This is a genomic window from Sphingomonas baiyangensis (assembly GCF_005144715.1).
GTDB classification, from domain to species: Bacteria; Pseudomonadota; Alphaproteobacteria; order Sphingomonadales; family Sphingomonadaceae; genus Sphingomonas; species Sphingomonas baiyangensis.
In genome coordinates this window covers 1,122,016-1,143,139 of the sequence record NZ_SWKR01000002.1, presented here as the reverse complement: position 1 = coordinate 1,143,139, position 21,124 = coordinate 1,122,016, and the positions used below count along the sequence as shown (strand labels likewise).

The window sequence follows — 21,124 nt, the reverse complement described above, 5'->3', positions numbered from 1 at the left end:
TATGCCTAAACTGACCGTCGATGGAATCGAAGTCGAAGTGCCGCAGGGGGCTACCGTGCTCCAAGCGTGCGAGGCGGCGGGCAAAGAAATTCCGCGCTTCTGCTATCACGAGCGGCTGTCGATCGCCGGCAATTGCCGCATGTGCCTTGTCGAGGTGAAGCCGGGGCCGCCCAAGCCGCAGGCAAGCTGCGCGCTGCCCGCCGCCGACAATCAGGAGGTGCGCACCGATAGCGCGATGGTGAAGGCCGCGCGCGAAGGCGTGATGGAGTTCCTGCTCATCAATCACCCGCTCGATTGCCCGATCTGCGACCAGGGTGGCGAGTGCGACCTGCAGGATCAGACCATGGCCTATGGCCGTGGCATGAGCCGGTACACCGAGAACAAGCGCGCGGTGACCGAGAAATATATGGGCCCCATCGTCAAGACGGTGATGACCCGCTGCATCCAGTGCACGCGCTGCGTGCGCTTCGCCGAGGAAGTCGCCGGCGTCGAGGAGATCGGCGCGATCTATCGCGGCGAGAACATGCAGATCACGAGCTATCTCGAAAAGGCGGTGACGAGCGAGCTTTCGGGCAACGTCGTCGATCTGTGCCCCGTGGGCGCGCTGACCAGCAAGCCCTATGCGTTCGAGGCGCGGCCTTGGGAGTTGAAGAAGACGCTGGCGATCGACGTGATGGATGCCGTCGGCACCAATATCCGCCTCGACAGCCGCGGGCGGCAGGTGCTGCGCGCGCTGCCGCGCGTCAACGAGGACGTCAACGAGGAATGGGCGCACGACAAGACGCGCCACCATGTCGACGGACTCGTGCGCCGGCGGCTCGACAAGCCCTATGTCCGCCGCGACGGCCGGCTGGTGCCGGCAAGCTGGGACGAGGCATTCGCCGCGATCGCCGAAGTCGCGGCGACGGCGGGGTCGGGCGTGGCGGCGATCGCGGGCGACATGGTCGATTGCGAGACGATGTTCGCCGCCAAGAAGCTGGTCGAGGGCTTCGGCTCGTCGCTGCTCGAAGGGCGGCAGACGGGGCTGGCCTATGATGTGCGCGATCTGGGTGCGGTCGCGTTCAACACGACGATCGTGGGCATCGAGGATGCCGACGTCATCCTGCTGGTGGGCAGCAACCTGCGTTGGGAAGCGCCGCTCATCAACACGCGCGTGCGCAAGGCGCTGAAGAAGGGCGCCAAGGTCTTCGCGATCGGCCCAGAGGTCGATCTCACCTACAAGGCGACTTGGCTGGGCAACGACCTCTCGCTGCTCGGCGACCTGCCGTCGGTGGCGGCGAATGCGTTCGAGAAGGCCGAGCGGCCCGCGGTGGTCGTCGGGCCGGGCGCGCTCAAGCACGGGCAGGGTGCGGCGCTGGCGCTTGCAACCTTGCTGAACCTCGTTCGCGAGGGATGGAACGGCTTCAACGTCGTGCACACGGCGGCCGCGCGCATGGGCGGGCTGATGCTCGGCTACGCACAGCCGGGCGGCATTGCCGACATTGTGGCGGCGGCACCGAAGCTTGCCTTCTTCCTTGGCGCCGACGAGGTCGATTTCGAAGCCTTTGCCGGGAGCTTCAAGGTCTATGTCGGCCATCACGGCGACATGGGCGCGCACCATGCCGACGTGATCCTGCCGGCGGCGAGCTATGCCGAAAAGCCCGGCACCTACGTCAATCTCGAAGGCCGGGTACAGTTCAGCGAGCGCGCGGTGTTCGCACCCGGCGACGCGCGCGATGACTGGTCGATCCTGCGCGCATTGTCCGACGTGCTCGGTCGCCCGCTGCCGTTCGACGATTTCGCCGGCGTGCGCCGTGCGATGATCGCCGAAGTGCCGGCATTGGGGCGCGAGGGGCTGGCCGGCTATGGCTGGAACCCGCCGTCGCTCGGTACGCAAGCGTCGGGCGAGATCGCCTATCCGGTCGCCGACTTCTACCTGACCAACGCGATATGCCGTGCCAGCCCGACGATGCAGCGCTGCTCGGCTGAACTGGTCCATGGCGAAGATTTCGCGGAGGCGGCCGAATGACCAGTTTCTTCCAGTCGCTCGGCATGGGGTATGAAGGCGCGTGGCTCACCGCCACGATCGCGGGCATTCTGCTCATCGCCTTCCCGCTGATGCTCGCCGTCGCGATGATCATCTATGCCGATCGAAAGATCTGGGCGGCGATGGCGTTGCGCAAGGGTCCGAACGTGGTGGGGCCGTTCGGCCTGCTCCAGTCGTTTGCCGATGGCCTCAAGGTCTTCCTTCAGGAAACGATCATCCCCTCGGGCGCCAACAAGGGCCTGTTCCTGCTGGCGCCGATCATCACCTTCACCGTCGCGCTCATTGTTTGGGCGGTCGTGCCCTTCGATGCCGGCATGGTGCTGGCCGACATCAATGTGGGGCTGCTCTACATCCTCGCCGCCTCGTCGCTGGGCGTGTACGGCGTCATCATCTCGGGCTGGGCGTCGAACTCGAAATATCCCTTCTATTCGGCGCTGCGTGCGGCCGCGCAGATGGTGAGCTACGAGGTTGCGATCGGCTTCGTGCTGATCTCGGTGGTGCTTTGGGCCGGCAGCTTCAACCTGTCGACGATCGTCGAGGCGCAGCGCGGTACGCTGTTCGGCATCGTCAACGGCTTCGGCTTCAATCCCCTCCTGTTCCCGATGGCGGTGGTGTTCCTGATCTCGGCACTCGCCGAAACCGCCCGCGCGCCCTTCGATCTCACCGAGGCCGAGAGCGAGCTGGTGGCGGGATACCAGACCGAATATTCGTCGATGGCGTTCGCGCTGTTCTGGCTCGGCGAATATGCCAACGTCATCCTGATGTGCGCGCTCAACGCCATCCTGTTCTGGGGCGGCTATCTTCCGCCGGTCGACTGGGCGCCGCTCTACCTGGTGCCCGGCATCGTCTGGCTGTTCGCCAAGATCCTGTTCTTCTTCTTCGTGTTCTCGTGGATCAAGGCGACGGTGCCGCGCTACCGCTACGACCAGCTGATGCGGCTGGGCTGGAAGATTTTCCTGCCCTTGAGCCTGTTCTTCGTCTTCCTCGTGTCGGGCTTCCTGATGCTGACGCGCTATGGAGTTTCGGCATGAGTTTCGCCCAGATCGTTCGCTCCTACACGCTCTACGAGTTCGTGAAGGCGCACGCGCTGACCTTGAAGTATTTCTTCAAGCCCAAGGCGACGATCAACTATCCCTACGAGAAGAACCCGATCTCCCCCCGCTTTCGCGGCGAGCATGCGCTGCGCCGCTATCCCAATGGCGAGGAACGCTGCATCGCGTGCAAGCTGTGCGAGGCGATCTGCCCTGCGCTGGCGATCACCATCGAGGCCGAGCCGCGCGACGACGGCAGCCGCCGCACGACGCGCTACGACATCGACATGACCAAGTGCATCTATTGCGGGCTGTGTGCCGAGGCGTGCCCCGTCGATGCCATTGTCGAGGGGCCGAACTTCGAGTTCGCCACCGAAACGCGCGAGGAGCTGATCTACCACAAGGACAAGCTGCTGGCGAACGGCGACCGCTGGGAGCGCGCGATCGCCGCCAACCTTGCCGCCGACGCGCCGTACCGGTAAGCGGCGCGCACATAAGGGGTCGGTCATGAGTCACCATCAATTCGTCACCCCAGCGCAAGCTGGGGTCTCGTGCCGCAAAGGCACGCTCCTCAACTGGGAGGCCTCTGCTTTTGCCGGGGCGACGGTGCCTTCGCTGGAGACTTCGCGTTGATCCAGGCCATCGCCTTCTATCTGTTCGCCGGCATCGTGGTGCTCTCCGCCGCGATGACGATCAGCGCGCGCAATCCCGTGCATTCGGTGCTTTGGCTGATCCTCGCCTTCTTCAACGCTGCCGGGCTGATGGTGCTGGCCGGCGCCGAGTTCATCGCGATGCTGCTGGTCATCGTCTATGTCGGCGCGGTCGCGGTCCTGTTCCTGTTCGTGGTGATGATGCTCGACATCGACTTCACCGAGCTGCGCGCGGGCTTCGTGCGCTATCTGCCGCTGGGGCTTATCCTAGCGATCGCGCTAGCGACCGAGCTCATCATCGGGGTCGGCGCGTGGAGTGCGGGCGGCATCGAGCTGTCGACGCGCATCGCGCCGATCGACGCGGCGGTGCCCAATATCGAGGCGGTCGGGCGGCTGCTCTACACGCGCTACCTGTTCGTATTCGAGGCGGCGGGGCTGGTGCTGCTGGTCGCCATGGTCGGCGCGATCGTGCTGACGCATCGCGAACGCGCGGGTGCATTCCGCCAGAACGTATCGGCGCAGATCAATCGCCGGTCGAAGGACGCGATCCGCAAGATCGATGCGCCCATCGGGCAGGGAGTGGAACTGTGATCGGGCTCAACCACTATCTGGCGGTGGGCGCGATCCTGTTCGCGCTCGGCGTGATGGGCATCTTCCTCAACCGCAAGAACCTGATCGTCATCCTGATGTCGCTCGAGCTCATCCTGCTCGCGGTCAACATCAACCTCGTCGCCTTCTCGGCGTTTCTGGGCGATCTGGTGGGGCAGGTCTTCGCGATGTTCGTGCTCACCGTCGCGGCGGGCGAAGCCGCGATCGGGCTTGCCATCCTCGTCATCTATTTCCGCGGCCGCGGCTCGATCGCGGTCGATGATCCCAGCCGGATGAAGGGATAAGTCTTCCGGTGATCCAGCTAATCGTATTCCTGCCGCTCGCTGCGGCGATCATCGCCGGGCTCGGCAACCGCGCCATCGGCAACACCGCGGCCAAAGCGGTGACGACGGGCGCGCTGTTCATCGCGTGCGCGCTGTCGTGGCCGATCTTCCTCGCGTTCCTTGGCGGCACTGCCGAGGCGAGCGTCGCGCCGGTGCTGCTGTGGATCCAGTCGGGCAGCATGACGGTCGACTGGGCGCTGCGCGTCGATGCGCTCACCGCAGTGATGCTCGTCGTCATCACCAGCGTGTCGGCGCTCGTCCACCTCTATAGCTGGGGCTATATGGAGGAGGACCCGGACCAGCCGCGCTTCTTCGCCTATCTGAGCCTGTTCACCTTCGCGATGCTGATGCTCGTGACCGCCGACAATCTCGTCCAGATGTTCTTCGGCTGGGAAGGCGTGGGGCTGGCGAGCTATCTGCTGATCGGCTTCTGGTTCAAGAAGCCCTCGGCCAGCGCGGCGGCGATCAAGGCGTTCGTCGTCAACCGCGTCGGCGATCTCGGCTTCATGCTCGGCATCTTCGGCACCTATCTGGTGTTCGACACGATCTCGATCCCCGCGATCCTCGAGATGGCGCCCGAGATGGCGGGCTCGACGATCGGCTTCCTGGGCTACCGGCTCGATACGATGACGGTGCTGTGCCTGCTGCTGTTCGTCGGCGCGATGGGCAAGTCTGCGCAGCTCGGCCTGCACACCTGGCTGCCCGACGCGATGGAAGGCCCGACGCCGGTGTCGGCGCTGATCCACGCCGCGACTATGGTGACCGCGGGCGTGTTCATGGTCTGCCGCCTGTCGCCGATGTTCGAGGCCGCACCCGATGCGCTGGCCGTCGTCACGGCGATCGGCGCTGCCACCTGCATCTTCGCCGCGACGATCGGCACGACGCAGACCGACATCAAGCGCGTGATCGCCTATTCGACCTGCTCGCAGCTCGGCTACATGTTCTTCGCCGCCGGCGTGGGGGCGTACGGCGCGGCGATGTTCCACCTGTTCACGCACGCCTTCTTCAAGGCGCTGCTGTTCCTGGGCGCTGGCTCGGTCATCCATGCGATGCATCACGAGCAGGACATGCGCTTCTACGGTGGCCTGCGCCGGCATATTCCCATCACCTTCTGGACGATGATGGCGGGTACGCTCGCGATCACCGGGGTCGGCATCTACTGGCTTGGCTTCGGGTTCGCCGGCTTCCATTCGAAGGACGCGATCCTCGAGGCGGCGTTCGCCTCGGGTGCCGAAGGGCAGGGCGCGTTCTGGGTAGGCGTGATCGCGGCGCTGCTGACCAGCTTCTATTCGTGGCGCCTGATGTTCCTAACCTTCTGGGGCAAGCCGCGCTGGGGCGAGAGCGAGCATATCCAGCACGCGGTGCATGGCGACCACCACCATGCCGAGCCGACGCACGGGCACGGCGACGTGGCCGAGGAACATGCCGGCCACACGCCGCCCGCACATGCTGCCGGCGCGCATCAGGTCGATGACGGCACCGCCGGCTATCACCCGCACGAAAGCGGCTGGGCGATGCTGATTCCGCTGCTGGTGCTCACCATCGGTGCGGTGCTGGCGGGCTTCGTCTTCCACGGCGCGTTCATCGAGCCAGAGTCTGGCACGACCTTCTGGAAGGGCGCGATCTTCCACGATTCGACGCTGGCGCACGACATGCACGAGGTGCCGTTGTGGGTGAAGCTGTCGGCCAGCGTGGTGATGCTGCTGGGTCTGGTGACGGCGATCTACGCCTATATTCTGCGGCCGGGCTTCCCCGCGCAGTTCGCCGAGACGTTCCGCGTCGCCTACCGTTTCGTGCTCAACAAATGGTATTTCGACGAGCTGTACGACCTCATCTTTGTGCGCCCGTCGCTCGCCTTCGGCCGGCTGTTCTGGAAGCGCGGTGACGAGGGCACGATCGACCGCTTCGGCCCCAACGGATCGGCGGCGGTGGTGGCGCTCGGCAGCCGGTGGGCGGGCCGGCTCCAGTCGGGATATGTCTATAGCTATGCCTTCATCATGCTGATCGGGCTGACCGCTGCGGTCACCTGGGCGATCGCGGGGCGCTGATACCAATGACCGGCTTCCCCATCCTTTCGCTCATGCTCGCCGTGCCGCTGGTGGCGGGCGTCGCCTGCCTGTTCATGGGCGCGCATTCGGCGCGCTGGACCGCGCTGATCGCGACGCTGGTCAATCTGGCGCTCGGCGCGCTGCTATGGGCCAATTTCGATCTCGCGCCCGCCGCGCCGCAATGGCAGTTCCAGGAATATGCGCCGGTGTTCGGCCGCTTCGCCTGGGCGCTCGGCATCGACGGGTTCGCGCTGATGCTCATCATGCTCAGCGTGTTCCTGATGCCCATCTGCATCGGCGCCAGCTGGGAAGCGATCACCGATCGCGTGCCCGAATATATGGCGCTGTTCCTGATGGTCGAAGTGCTGATGATCGGCACCTTCGCGGCGCAGGACCTGTTCCTGTTCTACGTGTTCTTCGAGGCCGGCCTAATCCCGATGTATCTCATCATCGGCATCTGGGGTGGCGCGAACCGCATCTACGCCAGCTACAAGTTCTTCCTCTACACGCTGCTCGGCTCGGTGCTGATGTTTATCGCGATGCTCTACATGAGCGTCAATGCGGGCACGTCGTACATCCCCGACCTGATGGAATATGATTTCCCCGCGGACGTGCAGACCTGGCTGTGGCTTGCCTTCTTCGCCAGCTTCGCGGTGAAGATGCCGATGTGGCCCGTGCATACCTGGCTGCCCGACGCGCACGTCCAGGCACCCACCGCCGGCTCGGTAATCCTTGCCGGCGTGCTGCTCAAGCTCGGCGGCTACGGCTTCCTGCGCTTCAGCCTGCCGATGTTCCCCGAGGCTTCGGGCCAGCTCACCTGGCTGGTATTCGGCCTGTCGGCAGTCGCGGTAATCTACACCAGCCTCGTCGCGCTGGTGCAGGCCGACATGAAGAAGCTCATCGCCTATTCGTCGGTCGCGCACATGGCGATCGTCACCATCGGCCTGTTCGCCTTCAACCAGCAGGGCATCGAAGGCGCGATGGTGGTGATGCTCAGCCACGGTCTCGTGTCGGGCGCGCTGTTCCTGTGCGTCGGCGTCATCTACGACCGGCTGCACACGCGCGAGATCGCGCGCTATGGCGGGCTGGCCAACAACATGCCGCGCTACGCCATCCTGTTCCTGTTGTTCACCATGGCGTCGATCGGCCTGCCCGGCACCTCGGGCTTCGTCGGCGAGTTTCTGAGCCTTGCCGGTACCTATCAGGTATCGACCTGGATCGCCTTGCTGTGCACGACGGGCATCATCCTTGGGGCGGGCTACATGCTCGTGCTGTATCGCCGCGTGGTGTGGGGCGAGCTCAAGTCCGACGATGTGCGCGCCATGCCCGATCTGTCGAAGCGCGAGATCGCGCTGCTCGCGCCGATCGCTGCGGTCGTGCTGTGGATGGGCGTCTATCCCGAGCCGTTCCTCGCGCCGATGCGCGCCGATGCGGCGACGCTGGTCGCGCGGATCGAGCGCGCCAATCCCGGCTCGGATTCGAACCCCACGATCGGCACTGCCGAGGCCGAAGCCGCCTATCGCGCGCGCATCGAGCGCGCCGCCGCCTATGCAGCCCCGCACGCGGGCGGAGAGCATTGATGTCGTACGCCAGCCAACTCCTTTTCATCCTGCCCGAGCTGGTGCTGACCGTCGGCGCGCTGGTGCTGTTGCTGGTCGCCGCATGGGGCGGGCAAGGCTCGACACGTGCCGTCAGCCTCGCTTCGGTCGCGGTGCTGGCGGGGGCGGGGATCGCGCTGATCGGCCCGGCTTCGTCGGGCGGCGTGGCGTTCGATGGCCTCTACCGTGCCGATGCCTTCGCGGCGTTCGCCAAGGTGCTGATCTACACCGCCGCCGCCGTCGCGATCCTCATCGCGCCGCGCTTCTTCCAGCGCACTTCGGGTGACGATCTGCGCCCCGAATATCCGGTGCTTATCCTGCTGTCGGCCGTGGGCATGGGCATGATGGTATCGGCGGGCGATCTCTTGAGCCTCTATGTCGGGCTCGAGCTTCAGAGCCTTGCCGCCTATGTGCTCGCGAGCTTCATGCGCCGCGACGTGCGCTCGGCCGAGGCGGGGCTGAAGTATTTCGTGCTCGGCGGCCTCGCCAGCGGCATTCTGCTTTACGGCATCAGCCTCGTCTACGGCTTCACCGGCACCACGCTGTATGACGGCATCGCCGCGGCCTATGCCGGCGGCACCTCGACCGGGCTGCTGTTCGGCCTCGTCTTCGTGTTCGCGGGCCTAGCCTTCAAGATCGCCGCGGTGCCGTTTCACATGTGGACGCCCGATGTGTACGAAGGCGCGCCGACGCCCGTCACCGCGTTCTTCGCCTCGGCTCCCAAGGTTGCGGCAGTTGCGCTCGCGATCCGTGTGGCGATCGAGGCGATGGGGCCGGCGCTGCTCGACTGGCGCCAGATCGTGATCTTCGCGGCCCTCGCCTCGATCGTGCTCGGCGGCGTCGCGGCGATCGGCCAGACCAACGTCAAGCGGCTGCTCGCCTATTCGTCGATCAACAATATCGGCTTCGCGCTCATCGGCCTTGCTGCCGGGACCGAGCAGGGCGTGGCCGCGGTGCTCGTGTACATGACGATCTATGTCGTGATGACGCTCGGCAGCTTCCTGATCGTGCTCCAGATGCGCGGTGCCGATGGCCAGCCGGTCGAGAGCATCGCCGCGCTCTCGGGCATGTCGCGCACGCGGCCGCTGCTGGCGCTGGCACTGGCGATGTTCATGTTCAGCCTCGCGGGCATTCCGCCGCTGTTCGGCTTCTACGCGAAGTTCGCGGTGTTCGACGCGGCGGTATCGGCCGGGCTGTTTCCGCTGGCGGTAATCGGCATCGCGGCGTCGGTGATCGGTGCCTATTATTATCTGCGCATCGTCAAGACGATGTATTTCGATGCGCCCGCACCCGCCTTCGCGCCCGTCGACGATCGCGTCGAGGGCGGGCTGATCGCGGTGTCGGCCGTGCTGATCTCGCCACTCGGCTATCTCCTCATCCCGGCACTGGGGGCGTGGACGCTCGCCGCGGCACGCGCGCTGTTCTGAGCGATACGCTCCACGTCGTTGCTGAAACGGGCTCGACCAATGCCGATCTGATCGGGCTGGCGCGCGCGGGCGCTGTGGAAGGAACATGGTTGCGCGCCGAGCGGCAGACCGCCGGGCGCGGCCGGCAGGGCAGGGCGTGGGCGTCGCCCGGCGGCAACCTCTATGCCAGCACGCTGGTGCGGTTGCGTCCCGGCGATCCGCCTGCCGCGACGCTCGCGCTCGTCGCGGCGGTAGCGCTGCACGGAACGCTGCACGCGCACGGGCTGCACGACGCATCGCTCAAATGGCCCAACGACGTGCTTGTCGGCAGTGCCAAGCTGGCAGGCATCCTGCTCGAGCGCGTCGCGGATGCCGTGGTGATCGGCATCGGCGTCAATGTCGCGTCGCAGCCCGACCTGCCCGATCGGGCGACGACCTCCCTAGCCATGCAGGGCATCGCCGCCGATCCCGCCGTCCTGCTCGAAACGCTGCGCGACGACATGGCGCGCTGGCTTCGCCGCTGGCGGGGTGAGGGCCTGCCCGCGATCCGCGAGGCGTGGCTGGCGCGGGCGCATCCGCCGGGAACGGCGCTGCGCGCGCATGACGGCAATGGTGCGCCGCTCGAAGGGCTGTTCGCCGGCCTCGCGCACGACGGCGCGCTCATCCTTCGCTTGGCCGACGGCACGACGCATGTCATGCACGCCGGCGACATCCACCTGCTCTCGCCACGGGAATAGCCCAATGCTGCTCGCGATCGACGCCGGCAATACCAACATCGTGTTCGCGCTGGTCGAGGCCGATCGCAGCATCCGCGCGCGCTGGCGCATCGCCACCGATCCGCGCCGCACCGCCGACGAATATGCCGTATGGCTGGCACAACTATTACAACTCGAAGGGCTCGATCGCTCGGTCGTGACCGGCGTGGTGATCGGCACCGTGGTGCCGCGCGCGCTGCACAACCTTCAGGTGCTGGCGAGCAAATATTTCGCGACCGAGGCGGCAGTGGCGGGCAGGGGCGCGCTCCCCTACGGCATCGTGCTCGATGTCGACGAGCCCGAGAGCGTCGGCGCCGACCGCGCCCTGAACGTCATCGCCGCGCACGCCAATCATCCCGGCGATCTCATCATCATCGATTTCGGCACGGCGACGACCTTCGACGTCGCCGACTATACCGGTGCGTACAAAGGCGGCATCATCGCGCCGGGCATCAACCTGTCGCTCGATGCTTTGGTGAGCGCCGCCGCCAAGCTGCCGCGCATCGCGATCGAGGCGCCCGACGACACGCAAAGCGTCATCGGCCGCACTACCGCCGACCAGATGCACATCGGCATCTTCTGGGGCTATGTCGCGATGATCGAGGGGCTGGTGGCACGGATGCGCGCCGAGATCGGTCGTCCTGCACGCGTCATCGCGACCGGCGGCCTCGCCATCCTGTTCGAGCGGCATACCGACGTCTTCGACGCGATCGAGCCCGACCTGACCATTCAGGGTCTGGCGTTGTTGTGGGAGCGTTACCATATTGCCGCATGACGGTGGCGCCACGGCGCTTGCCGAAACCCATTCTCCAGCGCCGTCGCGCCGGCCGGGCAGGTGCCCGCGGGCGACGGCGCTCGATCTGTTAGGAAACAAGTGACTCCAGGAAAAGAACTGCTGTTCGTGGCGCTGGGCGGCTCGGGCGAGATCGGCATGAACGTCAATCTCTACGGCGCCGACGGCAAGTGGCTGATGGTCGATTGCGGCATCACCTTCGCGGATCCCGCCTATCCGGGCATCGACGTGATCCTGCCTGATCTCACCTTCATCGAGGACCGGATCGACGATCTGCTCGGCATCGTCATCACGCATGGGCATGAGGATCATATCGGCGCGCTGCCCTATCTGGCCGCCGATCTCGACGTGCCGATCTATGCCACACCGTTCACCGCCGGCCTCATTCGCGGCAAGCTCGAGGAGGAAGGCGTCGCCGATCAGGTGACGCTGCGCATCGTCGAAGTCGGCGGCAACGTGAAGCTCGGCCCGTTCGATGTCGATTTCGTGCCGCTGGCGCACTCGATCCCCGAGGGCAATGCTTTGGCGATCGCCACGCCCTATGGCCGCGTGTTCCACACCGGCGACTGGAAGCTCGACGAGGCGCCGCAGATCGGCACGCCGTCGACCGGCGAGGAACTCGCGGCGATCGGCGACAAGGGCGTGCTCGCGCTGGTGTGCGATTCGACCAACGTCTTCAACGACGAGCGCTCGGGTTCCGAGGCCGATGTCCGCGCGGGGCTCGACAAAGCGATCGAGGAAGCCGCCGGCCGCCGCGTGCTCGTCACCACCTTCGCGTCGAACGCCGCGCGGCTCAAAACGCTCGGCGATTGCGCGCGCGATACCGGGCGCACGCTGTGCGTCGCGGGTCGTTCGCTCGACCGTATCCTCAAGGTGGCGCGCGCGACGGGGTATCTCAAGGACTTTCCCGAGACGGTCGATTTCGAAACCGCGATGCGGCTTCCGCGCGGCGAGGTGCTCATCGTCGGCACCGGCGGGCAGGGCGAGCCGCGCGCCGCACTCGGCCGCATTGCCGATGGCAGCCACCCGATCAAGCTCGAGGCGGGCGACCGCGTGATCTTCTCCTCGAAGCAGATTCCCGGCAACGAAGTGGCGATCGGCAAGATCATGAACCAGCTCGCCGAAAAGGGGATCGAGACGATCACCGATCGGCAGGCACATGTGCATGTCTCGGGTCATCCGGGTCGCCCCGAACTGGCCGAGATGTATCGCTGGATCCGCCCCGAGATCGTCGTGCCGGTGCATGGCGAGGTGCGGCACCTCGCCGAACATGCGCGCTTCGCGCTGACGCAGGGCGTGCCGCAGTCGATCGTCCACAAGGATGGCGAGGTGCTGCGTCTGGCGCCCGACGGTCCCAAGCGCATCGGCTTCGCGACGGTGGGCCGCCTGGTGCTCGACGGCGACGTCATCCTCCCGTCGGACGGCGGCACGATCAACGAGCGCCGCCGGATTGCCGCCTATGGCCAGATGTCGGTCGCGGTGGCGCTTGGCAAGGGCGGTCGGATGATCGGCAGCCCGCAGGTGCGCCTGCAGGGCATCCCGGTAGAGGAAGATCGTGAGCCGTTTCTGGCCGAGGTCGCGAGCAACGTTGCCGAGGCGATCAGGGGCGGCAGCCGCGATGCCGAGAAGCTGCGCGAGGCCATCCGCCTCGCGGCCCGCCGCGTCGCGACGCGCTGGACGGGAAAGAAGCCCGTGGTCGACGTGCTGCTGATCGAGGGATAGGGCTAAGGCGATGCGGTTCCAGTCGGCGCTGGCGATCTATTTCCTGTTCTGGTTCCTCAGCCTCTTCTTCGTCCTGCCGTTCCATGCGCGGACCAGCGGCGAAGCAGGCGCCGAACTGGTGCCCGGCCAGGCCGAAAGCGCGCCGCATCGCTTCCCGCTGGCCAATGTGGCGCTCTGGACGACGATCGTCTCGGCGGTGCTGTTCGGGCTGTTCTACCTTAATTACGTGTTCGGCTGGATTACCGCCGACGCGCTCGACTGGGCCGCCCCGCCGCGACGGTAGAGCGGCACGTCAGCCGGTGAGCACCGCGAGCCAGATCGCCATCGGCCCGCGACCGCCCACGGGATCGAACCGTTCGCCGAACCGCTCGAAACTGGGGGTGGCGGCATGTTGCAGGCCATCGGGTGGGCCGGCCTGCTCGAGCCGTCCCCATAGCTCGCGCAATTGCGCGATATGCTCGAACCCTTCGATCACCAGATAGCGCGCCGGCGGCAGGTCGATACGATGTACGCCCTCGGCGTGGCGATGGTGCGAGGCGACCTCGACCGCGGCGGTATAGGCGATGCTCGTATCGGACCCACGACCGCGACGTTCGCGCACCCCGTAGCCGACTTCGCTGATCTGGTCGGGGAGCGTCGAGATCGCCATCATGCGCGACCAGAGCGCCGGCACGGTGGCAGCGGCGCGATCGGGCGTGAACTGCGCCGCGATCCCGGCCAGGCGAAGCGCGCGGCCTTCCACGATGCGGGTAGATCGACCGGCGAACATCCGCGCGTCAGGCCCGCAGCCGCTCGATAGCCTGGGCAAGCGCGACGTACAGCTTGCCATTGTCCGACGACAGCAACGTCACGCCGAGCGGCGACCCGTCGCGCTGTGCCAGCACCTGCCGAAGCATCGCCTCGAAATCGTGGATGTAGCGGTTCACCTGCTCGCGGAACGCGTCGTCGGCGTCGTAGAGATGCGCGATCTCGCGCAGCTGGCCGGGCTCGATGAGGCGTACCGCGCGGCGCGTGAACACGCCGCGATCGCCCTTGAGATAGGCGGCCCAGGCGCTGTCGGACACATCGCTCGAGAGTGCCTTGGCGATGTCAATCGAGGCCGAATTGAGCGCTTCGATCAGCAGCGAGACACGGCGACCGAAGCTCTCATGCTCGGCATGTTCGCGCGCGGCTTCGGCCTGTTCGATGCGCGTCTCGATCCGCGCGCTTGCCTCGGCGATCAGGTGCATCTGCTGGCCGACACGTTCGGACGCGCGCTGTGCGGCAGCGACGGCATCTTCGGTCGCCTCGGTCAGCCGCACCATCTGCTGCGCGACCGCACCGTCGATCGCGCGGGCAAGCGCGTCGGCGGAAGCCGCGTGCAGGCGATCGGCCGCCGCCGGAACGACTGCATCGAGCGCGGTGCGCGCGTGATCGGCAGCATCGGTCGCCGCGGTGCGGATAGCTGCGATCGCCGCGAGCAGCGCGGGTGCGCTTTCATCGGCGAAGTCGCGGCTGCGCGCGATAGCGCCGTCGATGTCGGTTTCGATCGTGGCGATGCGCTGCGAGCCCGTGCCGAGCGCCTCGACCAGCGCCGCCGAGAGCGCCGTTAGCGTGTCGCGCTGGGCATGCACGGTCTGGTTGATCGCCTCGATCGCGTCGTGCGTGCTTTCGGCCGCGGTAACGAGCGAGAGCAGTTCGGGTTTGGCCGCCGCCACGATCGCGCGGCTTTCGCCGACGCGCGCATCGAGCCGTTCGAGCGCGCCGGGCAGCGTCTCGTCGATCTCGCGCACCGCCGCGTCGAGTGCCGTCATTAGAGTCTCGGCAGTGGCGATCGTCGTCTGTCCGGTAGCATCGCCATGGCGCATCGCCTCGGCCATGCCGTCGAGATTGGCGGTGACCGCCGCGACCGACTGGGCGAGCGCGCCCGCGCGCTGCGTGCCCGTTTCGTGCAGCAGGTCGAGCCGCGCGGTGGCGGCGGCGACATTGGCGTCGAGCGTTTCGAACAGCGCATCGGCCTGGCCGCGCTCGTGATCGAGCGTCTCTGCGATACGCGTGATCGCCTCGTCGATCGTCGCCAGGCGACCGGCAAGCGCCGTCATGTTCTCGCGCGCCGCCTCGTCGAGCGCCGACTGGTTGCCACGCAGCATCGCCGCCAGCGCGTCGCCCTGGGCCGCGATGCCGCGACGGGCTTCGTCGATCGCCTGCGCCGCGCGATCGAGCACGGCGTCGACGGCTTGCGAGGTCTGTTCGGTCACCGCCTCGAGCCGCGCGCCGGCGCTCTCGCTCGTTGCTTCCATGCGCGCGATATGCGCGGCCAAGCGCTGCGCGGCGGCGCCCGTCACATCGTCGGCAACGCGCGCGCGTTCGGCGAGCATCGCCAGCTGCGCGTCGAGCGCCGATACCTTCTCGCCGCTCGCCAGCCCGAGCTGGTCGAGCGTCGCAGCCATCGACTGGATCTCGCCATTGGCGCGCGGCATCTGCGCCAGCAGCACCGCCAGCCGCTTGCCCGCCGCATCGGACGAATCGCCGAGCGTCCGCGCGGCGGCGTGGACCGACGCGACGTCGCTCACCATCGCGTTGCTCGCGCCCGACAAGCGTTCGCTCGTCTCCTCGCCTGCGGCGATCAGCGCGTGCGCCTGTTCGTTGAGCAGCGCGCGATTCGCCTCGATCCGGTCGGCGAGGGCGGCGATGCGCACCTCAAGCTCGGCAGCGTCGTTGCGCATCGCCGCCGATGTCCGCGCGAAGCGCGCTGCCTCGGCACGGCTACCGCCGCGCGCCACCAGCCACAGGATGCCGATCAGCACTGGCGGCACGCAAAGCGCCGCGATCAGCTGGATCATCGCCACCGGCAGCAATCCCGCGCCGAAACCGACGGGAAGCAGCACCCAGACCGCAAAGCCCAGCCAGCCGAGGAAGGCAGCCGCGGCGAGCGCCGGCGCGATCCAGCCGTTGGCGGGCGTGGGCGGTGCCGGCGGATCATCCTCGTCATAGTCGGGCTCGGCCCATGCCTGCGGCGCGATGGCCTCGGGAACGTCATCGGCCGAACCGTGACGCAGATCGATGATGCGCGAACCCCCGTTCATGACGTTTGCTTACCATGATTCCGGCGCTTGGATAGCGAAACCATCGCTTAACCCTCGCGGCGCTAGGCTGCGCGCATGGCCTATGATCCCGGCGCAATCGATGCGACTCTTGCAGCAGCGGTGGGCGACGAGCCCGCGCTGATCGCCGAACTGCGCGAGGCGTTCCTCGATTCGTCGAAGCGCGCGCTCGCCGCGCTCACGCTTGCCGAGGGCAGCGACCAGTGGCGCGCCGCCGCGTGGCGGCTCAAGGGACTGGCGGCGAGCTTCGGCGCGGTCCGGCTGATGGCGCTGGCGACGCAGGCGGCCGACATGCCCGCCGGCGATCCGACGACGCTGCGCAAGATCAAACGCGCGGTCGAGCGGCTCTAGCCGCGCTGCTCATGCCTTGCGCGCCAGCTCGCGCATCGCCTGATCGAGCCCCGAGAGCGTCAGCGGATACATCCGGTCCTTCATCAATTCGCCGATGATCCGGATCGATTGCGAATACCCCCAATGCTCGCGCGGCACCGGGTTGAGCCACGCGGCGTTGGGATAGGTGTTGACCAGCCGCTGCATCCAGACGGCGCCGGCTTCCTCGTTGAAATGCTCGACCGAGCCGCCCGGATGCGTGATCTCGTACGGGCTCATCGATGCGTCGCCGACGAACACCAGCTTCCAGTCGTGCCCGAAGCGGTGCAGCACGTCCCAGGTCGGCGTGCGCTCGGCGTGCCGCCGGCGATTGTCCTTCCACAGCCCTTCATAGGGGCAGTTGTGGAAATAGAAGAATTCAAGATTCTTGAACTCGCTGCGTGCCGCCGAGAACAGCTCCTCGCACGCCGTGACGAACGGGTCCATCGATCCGCCGACGTCGAGCAGCAGCAGCATCTTGACGGCATTGTGCCGCTCGGGGCGCAACCGCAGGTCGAGCCAACCCTGGCGTGCGGTGCCCTCGATCGTGGCGTCGAGGTCGAGCTCGTCGGCCGCACCCTCGCGCGCGAAGCGGCGCAGACGGCGCAGCGCCACCTTGATGTTGCGCGTGCCCAGCTCGCGACTGTCGTCGAGATTGCGGAAGGCGCGCTGTTCCCAGACCTTGATCGCGCGCTTGTGCCGCGATTCGCCGCCGATGCGCACGCCCTCGGGATTATAGTCGCCATTGCCATAGGGGCTGGTGCCGCCGGTGCCGATCCACTTGCTGCCGCCTTCGTGGCGACCCTTCTGCTCGGCGAGCCGCTGCTTGAGCGTCTCCATGATCTCGTCCCAGCTGCCGAGCGATTCGATCTTCGCCATCTCCTCGGGCGTCAGATATTTCTCGGCGATCGCGCGCAGCCAATCCTCGGGGATCGCAGCCGATTGTGCCGTCGGCGTGTCGATGCCGCGAAACACCTGGCCGAACACCTGGTCGAACCGGTCGAGCAGCGCCTCGTCCTTCACGAAGGTCGCGCGGGCGAGGAAATAGAACGCCTCGGGCGTCGTCTCGATCACGTCGCGATCGAGCGCCTCGAGCAATACCAGATGCTCCTTCAGGCTGGCGGGGATGCCGGCAGCGCGCAGCGCGTCGATGAAGCCGTGGAACATTGCTCCATCTGGCCAAGGCTCAGCCGTCGCGCAAGTAGAGCCGCCAGTGATTGCCCGAAAGCCCTGTCGTATGGCCGGTGACGATCGGCCGGTAGCGCGCGCCGCAGCGCACGGGCGCCCTGGGCAACGGATCGCTGCCGTCGCGACTCAGGAACAGATAGTCGGCGCAGCGACCGGTATCGATTGCCAGTCGCGCGCCCGCCTGCGCGGCGGCGATTTCGACGACGGCGGCATCGCGCGGGTGATCGATCATGATGCGGGCGCCGTTCGGCGATCGCTGCACGATGGCGTCGATCGCCTTGGCCGGGTCGCCGCGCCGGTTCTCGATGAGTGCAAGATCGGTGGCGAGGCTGCCGACGGCGAAAGCCATGAGCGCCACGCAGGCGGCCACGCGCATGACGCCGCCCCGCGCCCAGAGCCGCCCGATCGCATCGGCGAGCAGCAGCAGCATGGCCATGCCCGCGACGAGGAAATAGCGCGGGGCGCCGCTGTTGCCGAGCTGGATCAGCGCGACCGCGATCGGAAAGGCGAGAATCGCGAGCAGATGATGCGCCGCCAGCCGATCGCGCACGAAGATTGCCCATGCCGCCACCAGCGCGGCGGCAAGCGGCGGCAGCGCTGCCTTCGAGCGTTCGGGCGCGCCGAGCAGGAAACGGACCAGCTCGCCGATGCCATCGTACCAATGAGCCAGCGCGAACGGCTGATAGGCGCCGACTGCCAGGTCGCCGCCGCCAAGCAGCAGCGTAGCGACTCCAATGAGCGCGATGCCCGCGGGCGCCATCAGGCGCAGCGCTTCGCGTTTGCGGTGCCACATCACCCAGCCGGCGATCGCCACATAGCCGAACGCAATGGTCAGGTGCGCCAGCGCACCGAGGCCGATGGCCAGCGCAAGCGGCGCGGCGGGCGGCGGGGTTGCAGGCCTTATGAGCCACCGATCGACGATGGCGATGGCCGCCAGCAGTCCGAGCAGCATCGGTGCATAGCCGCGCGCTTCGGAACCATAGGTGACGAGCAGCGGCGACAGCGCAAAGCCGGTGGCGGCGATGATCGCCGGCGCCGTGCCGCGCCGCGCGAGCAGGAAGGCCGCAAGCGGGATCGCCGCGGTGCCGCTCGCGACCGACAATGCTCGCTGCGCGAGCGGCGGCGCGTTCCATCCGACGAGTTGCAGCCACAGCGTGTTGAGGATGTGGTTGTTGTCGTGGCGAACCGCGAGCAGGACGTGCAACGCATCGCCCGCATCGCGCGCGAAGATGGCCGACCACGCTTCGTCGAGCCACAGCCCGCCGCGCGCAGCCAGGATGCGCAGCGCGAGCCCGAGCAGCGTCAGCGCCGCGATCGCGAACAGGGCAGGGCGGGGCAGGCGCACATCCGGGCTATGCGCCCGCATGGTTAAAAAGCGATTAGGTCAGCGCGCATAGGCGTCGATGAGCGATCCGACATAATCGGGCGCCGGGCTCGACAGTTCGGCGAGCGTGCGCGCGGGCGGCGCCTTGCCGCCCTTGCCGTAGATGAAGCCATGGACGGGATAGGTGCTGCCGCCAAGTCCCTGATTGTCGCGATACCACACCTTGACGCGGCTCCAGTCGCCCGCTTCGGATACGTCGAACAGGGTCACGTCCTGCTCGGCGGCGCCGCGCTTGCCGCCGATGCGCGACCAGTTGGCGTGCGTCACCATCACCACGCGATCCTCGATGATGCGACTGACCACCGCGACATGGCCGAGGCGGAGCTGGCCGGTCTTCTGGAACACGAGCACCGCGCCGACGCGTGGCTGCGATCCGCGTTCGTATTTGCCGCTGGCTTGCTGCCACCACGTCCAGGCGTCGCCCCAGATCTGGATGCCCGATACCATCCGCGCGAAGGGCACGCATTCGCCGACATAATCGAGCACCGAGGCGCGGGCAGGGGCGGCATGCGCGGGCACCATCATCGCCGCACCGATCAGCGCCACCCACCACCGCATACGCAACGCTCCCGTTCGCCCGTGCGCGACACGCTGGCGCAACCGGCGTAAGCATCCTGTTGGCGAGGCTGGTTAATTTGGGGTTTAAAGCGGCTGCTGACGGTCGAGCACGGTATAGGCCATCACCGCGGTGGCGATCGCGGCATTGAGACTGTCGGCCTTGCCGAGCATCGGAATGCGCACGCGCACGTCGCAGGCGGCGGCATAGTCGGGCGGCAGGCCCTGCGCCTCGTTGCCCGTCAGCAGGAAGGTTGGCGCGCGATAGGCGGGCGCGCGGTAGTCGACCGATGCGTCGAGGCTGAGCGCCACCAGATCGCCCGAACCCGTTCGAAGCCAGGCAAGAAAGTCGTCCCACCGGGCGCGGATGATCGGCACGGTGAACAGCGCCCCCATGCTCGCGCGTACCGCCTCGACCGAGAAGGGATCGACGCAATCGTCGATCAGGAACAGCCCCCCCGCGCCCACGGCGTCGGCGGTGCGCAGGATGGTGCCCAGATTGCCCGGATCGCGCAGCCGCTCGGCTGCCAGCCACAGTGGTGCGGCGGTACGGTCGACCGCGTCGAGCGCGGTTTCGAACTCGGCATAGACGCCGATCACGCTGCCCGGATTGTCCTTGCCCGAAAGCTTGGAAAGGATGTCGGGCGTCGTCTCGATCGCGTCGCCGCCTGCGGCTTCGGTCGCCTCGATCAGCGCTGCGACGAGCGGATGGCTGGCGCTGTCGGCGGCGAAGAACATCGCCTGCGGAAGCCGCCCCGCCTCGCGCGCTTCGGTCAGGATGCGCAGGCCCTCGGCGAGGAAGCGGCGCTGATCGCGACGATGGCGCTTGTCGCGCAGCAGCCGCACCGACTTCACCAGCGGGTTCGAGAAAGCGGTAATCGCGCGCGGCATGTCAGTCCTCGCCGAAGCGATCCTCGACGAGCGCGCACAGCGCGGCGACGGCGGCGGCCGCATGATCGCCATCGGCGCTGATGGTGATGTGGTCGCCCATTGCCGCACCCAGCATCATCAATCCCATGATCGACGTGCCGGTGACGCGCGAGCCGTCCTTTTCTACCGTCACCTCGGTCGGCTGGGTGCTGGCGAGCGTCACGAACTTCGCGCTGGCGCGGGCATGCAGGCCGCGCTTGTTCGACACCTGAACGGTGCGGCTGACCGTGCTCAAGCCGCGGCCTCGCCCAGCACTTCGGATGCGACGGTGATGTATTTGCGCCCCGCCTCGCGCGCGGCGGCCACCGCCTCGGTCACCTTCATGGCCTTGCGTGCGCCGCCCAGCCGGATGAGCATCGGCAGGTTGATGCCGGCGATCACCTCGATCCGCCCGGTCTCCATCAGCGAAATGGCGAGGTTCGACGGCGTGCCGCCGAACAGATCGGTCAGCACGATCACGCCGCGCCCTGCATCGACATCGGCTACGGCGCGGGCAATGTCGCCGCGGCGCTCCTCCATGTCGTCGTCGGGGCCGATCGCGATCGTGGCGATCGCATCCTGCCGGCCCACGACATGCTCCATCGCGACGACGAACTCCTCGGCGAGCCGCCCGTGGGTCACGAGTACCAAGCCGATCATGCGAATATGTCTTCC

21 protein-coding genes are annotated in these 21,124 nt (G+C 67.2%); 13 read left to right on the top strand and 8 right to left on the bottom strand.

All coding sequences use genetic code 11. From position 1 onward, the window contains the following. Position 1: 1 nt before the first annotated feature. The 12 genes from nuoG to FBR43_RS08670 all read left to right on the top strand — a co-directional run bounded on the left by nuoG (position 2) and on the right by FBR43_RS08670 (position 13,244). Complete coding sequence (gene nuoG / locus FBR43_RS08725) at positions 2-2,008, top strand: NADH-quinone oxidoreductase subunit NuoG (protein ID WP_136942786.1); 2,007 nt, start codon at positions 2-4, stop codon at positions 2,006-2,008. Then, positions 2,005-3,057 (top strand): NADH-quinone oxidoreductase subunit NuoH, encoded by a 1,053-nt coding sequence (nuoH, locus tag FBR43_RS08720; RefSeq protein WP_136942785.1) that lies wholly within the window; start codon positions 2,005-2,007, stop codon positions 3,055-3,057. Before nuoG ends, nuoH begins: the two co-directional genes overlap by 4 nt. After that, positions 3,054-3,539 carry an NADH-quinone oxidoreductase subunit NuoI gene (nuoI, locus tag FBR43_RS08715; protein WP_136942784.1) on the top strand — a complete coding sequence of 162 codons (486 nt, stop codon included), beginning with the start codon at positions 3,054-3,056 and terminating at the stop codon, positions 3,537-3,539. Before nuoH ends, nuoI begins: the two co-directional genes overlap by 4 nt. Before the next feature lie 147 nt (positions 3,540-3,686). Next, complete coding sequence (locus FBR43_RS08710) at positions 3,687-4,298, top strand: NADH-quinone oxidoreductase subunit J (protein ID WP_136942783.1); 612 nt, start codon at positions 3,687-3,689, stop codon at positions 4,296-4,298. After that, entirely contained in the window at positions 4,295-4,600 is a 306-nt protein-coding gene (gene nuoK, locus FBR43_RS08705) for an NADH-quinone oxidoreductase subunit NuoK (RefSeq protein WP_136942782.1), read from the top strand. Before FBR43_RS08710 ends, nuoK begins: the two co-directional genes overlap by 4 nt. An 8-nt stretch (positions 4,601-4,608) precedes the next feature. Then, positions 4,609-6,687, top strand: a complete 2,079-nt coding sequence (nuoL, locus tag FBR43_RS08700) for an NADH-quinone oxidoreductase subunit L (RefSeq protein WP_136942781.1) — start codon at positions 4,609-4,611, stop codon at positions 6,685-6,687. Positions 6,688-6,692: 5 nt separating this feature from the next. Beyond that, complete coding sequence (locus FBR43_RS08695) at positions 6,693-8,267, top strand: NADH-quinone oxidoreductase subunit M (RefSeq protein WP_136942780.1); 1,575 nt, start codon at positions 6,693-6,695, stop codon at positions 8,265-8,267. After that, the gene (gene nuoN, locus FBR43_RS08690) at positions 8,267-9,712 is read left to right on the top strand and encodes an NADH-quinone oxidoreductase subunit NuoN (protein ID WP_136942779.1); all 1,446 of its coding nucleotides are present in this window, start codon (positions 8,267-8,269) and stop codon (positions 9,710-9,712) included. The genes FBR43_RS08695 and nuoN overlap by 1 nt, the downstream gene beginning before the upstream one ends. Then, positions 9,679-10,428 carry a biotin--[acetyl-CoA-carboxylase] ligase gene (locus FBR43_RS08685; RefSeq protein WP_249276514.1) on the top strand — a complete coding sequence of 250 codons (750 nt, stop codon included), beginning with the start codon at positions 9,679-9,681 and terminating at the stop codon, positions 10,426-10,428. Before nuoN ends, FBR43_RS08685 begins: the two co-directional genes overlap by 34 nt. 4 nt (positions 10,429-10,432) lie before the next feature. After that, positions 10,433-11,221 (top strand): type III pantothenate kinase, encoded by a 789-nt coding sequence (locus tag FBR43_RS08680; RefSeq protein ID WP_136942778.1) that lies wholly within the window; start codon positions 10,433-10,435, stop codon positions 11,219-11,221. A gap of 99 nt (positions 11,222-11,320) precedes the next feature. Then, positions 11,321-12,961 carry a ribonuclease J gene (locus FBR43_RS08675; protein ID WP_249276513.1) on the top strand — a complete coding sequence of 547 codons (1,641 nt, stop codon included), beginning with the start codon at positions 11,321-11,323 and terminating at the stop codon, positions 12,959-12,961. Positions 12,962-12,971: 10 nt separating this feature from the next. After that, on the top strand, positions 12,972-13,244 hold the full coding sequence (locus FBR43_RS08670; protein WP_136942777.1) for a DUF1467 family protein: 273 nt from the start codon (positions 12,972-12,974) through the stop codon (positions 13,242-13,244). Positions 13,245-13,253: 9 nt separating this feature from the next. Here the strand turns inward: FBR43_RS08670 and FBR43_RS08665 are convergent, their stop codons facing one another. Together FBR43_RS08665 and FBR43_RS08660 are read right to left on the bottom strand one after the other, a co-directional pair. Continuing rightward, complete coding sequence (locus FBR43_RS08665) at positions 13,254-13,703, bottom strand: GyrI-like domain-containing protein (protein WP_169542555.1); 450 nt, start codon at positions 13,701-13,703, stop codon at positions 13,254-13,256. A 34-nt stretch (positions 13,704-13,737) separates the two neighbouring features. Beyond that, entirely contained in the window at positions 13,738-16,026 is a 2,289-nt protein-coding gene (locus FBR43_RS08660; protein WP_136942775.1) for a coiled-coil domain-containing protein, read from the bottom strand. Positions 16,027-16,101: 75 nt separating this feature from the next. Between FBR43_RS08660 and FBR43_RS08655 the strand changes: the two genes are divergently transcribed. Beyond that, positions 16,102-16,395, top strand: a complete 294-nt coding sequence (locus tag FBR43_RS08655) for an Hpt domain-containing protein (RefSeq protein ID WP_136942774.1) — start codon at positions 16,102-16,104, stop codon at positions 16,393-16,395. Between the two features lie 9 nt (positions 16,396-16,404). Here FBR43_RS08655 and FBR43_RS08650 read toward each other — a convergent pair whose 3' ends face one another. The 6 genes from FBR43_RS08650 to FBR43_RS08625 form a co-directional block, all read right to left on the bottom strand. Further along, the gene (locus tag FBR43_RS08650) at positions 16,405-17,580 is read right to left on the bottom strand and encodes a vWA domain-containing protein (protein ID WP_136942773.1); all 1,176 of its coding nucleotides are present in this window, start codon (positions 17,578-17,580) and stop codon (positions 16,405-16,407) included. A gap of 19 nt (positions 17,581-17,599) precedes the next feature. Beyond that, positions 17,600-18,946, bottom strand: a complete 1,347-nt coding sequence (locus FBR43_RS08645) for a hypothetical protein (protein WP_136942772.1) — start codon at positions 18,944-18,946, stop codon at positions 17,600-17,602. Positions 18,947-18,985: 39 nt separating this feature from the next. Next, a complete protein-coding gene (locus tag FBR43_RS08640; RefSeq protein WP_136944107.1) occupies positions 18,986-19,543 on the bottom strand; it encodes a CHAP domain-containing protein in 558 nt (185 codons plus the stop codon). 84 nt (positions 19,544-19,627) lie between these two features. Beyond that, a complete protein-coding gene (locus FBR43_RS08635) occupies positions 19,628-20,431 on the bottom strand; it encodes a TrmH family RNA methyltransferase (RefSeq protein WP_136942771.1) in 804 nt (267 codons plus the stop codon). Between the two features lies 1 nt (position 20,432). Next, on the bottom strand, positions 20,433-20,705 hold the full coding sequence (locus tag FBR43_RS08630; protein WP_136942770.1) for an HPr family phosphocarrier protein: 273 nt from the start codon (positions 20,703-20,705) through the stop codon (positions 20,433-20,435). Next, entirely contained in the window at positions 20,702-21,109 is a 408-nt protein-coding gene (locus FBR43_RS08625) for a PTS sugar transporter subunit IIA (protein ID WP_136942769.1), read from the bottom strand. The genes FBR43_RS08630 and FBR43_RS08625 overlap by 4 nt, the downstream gene beginning before the upstream one ends. Positions 21,110-21,124 lie beyond the last annotated feature (15 nt).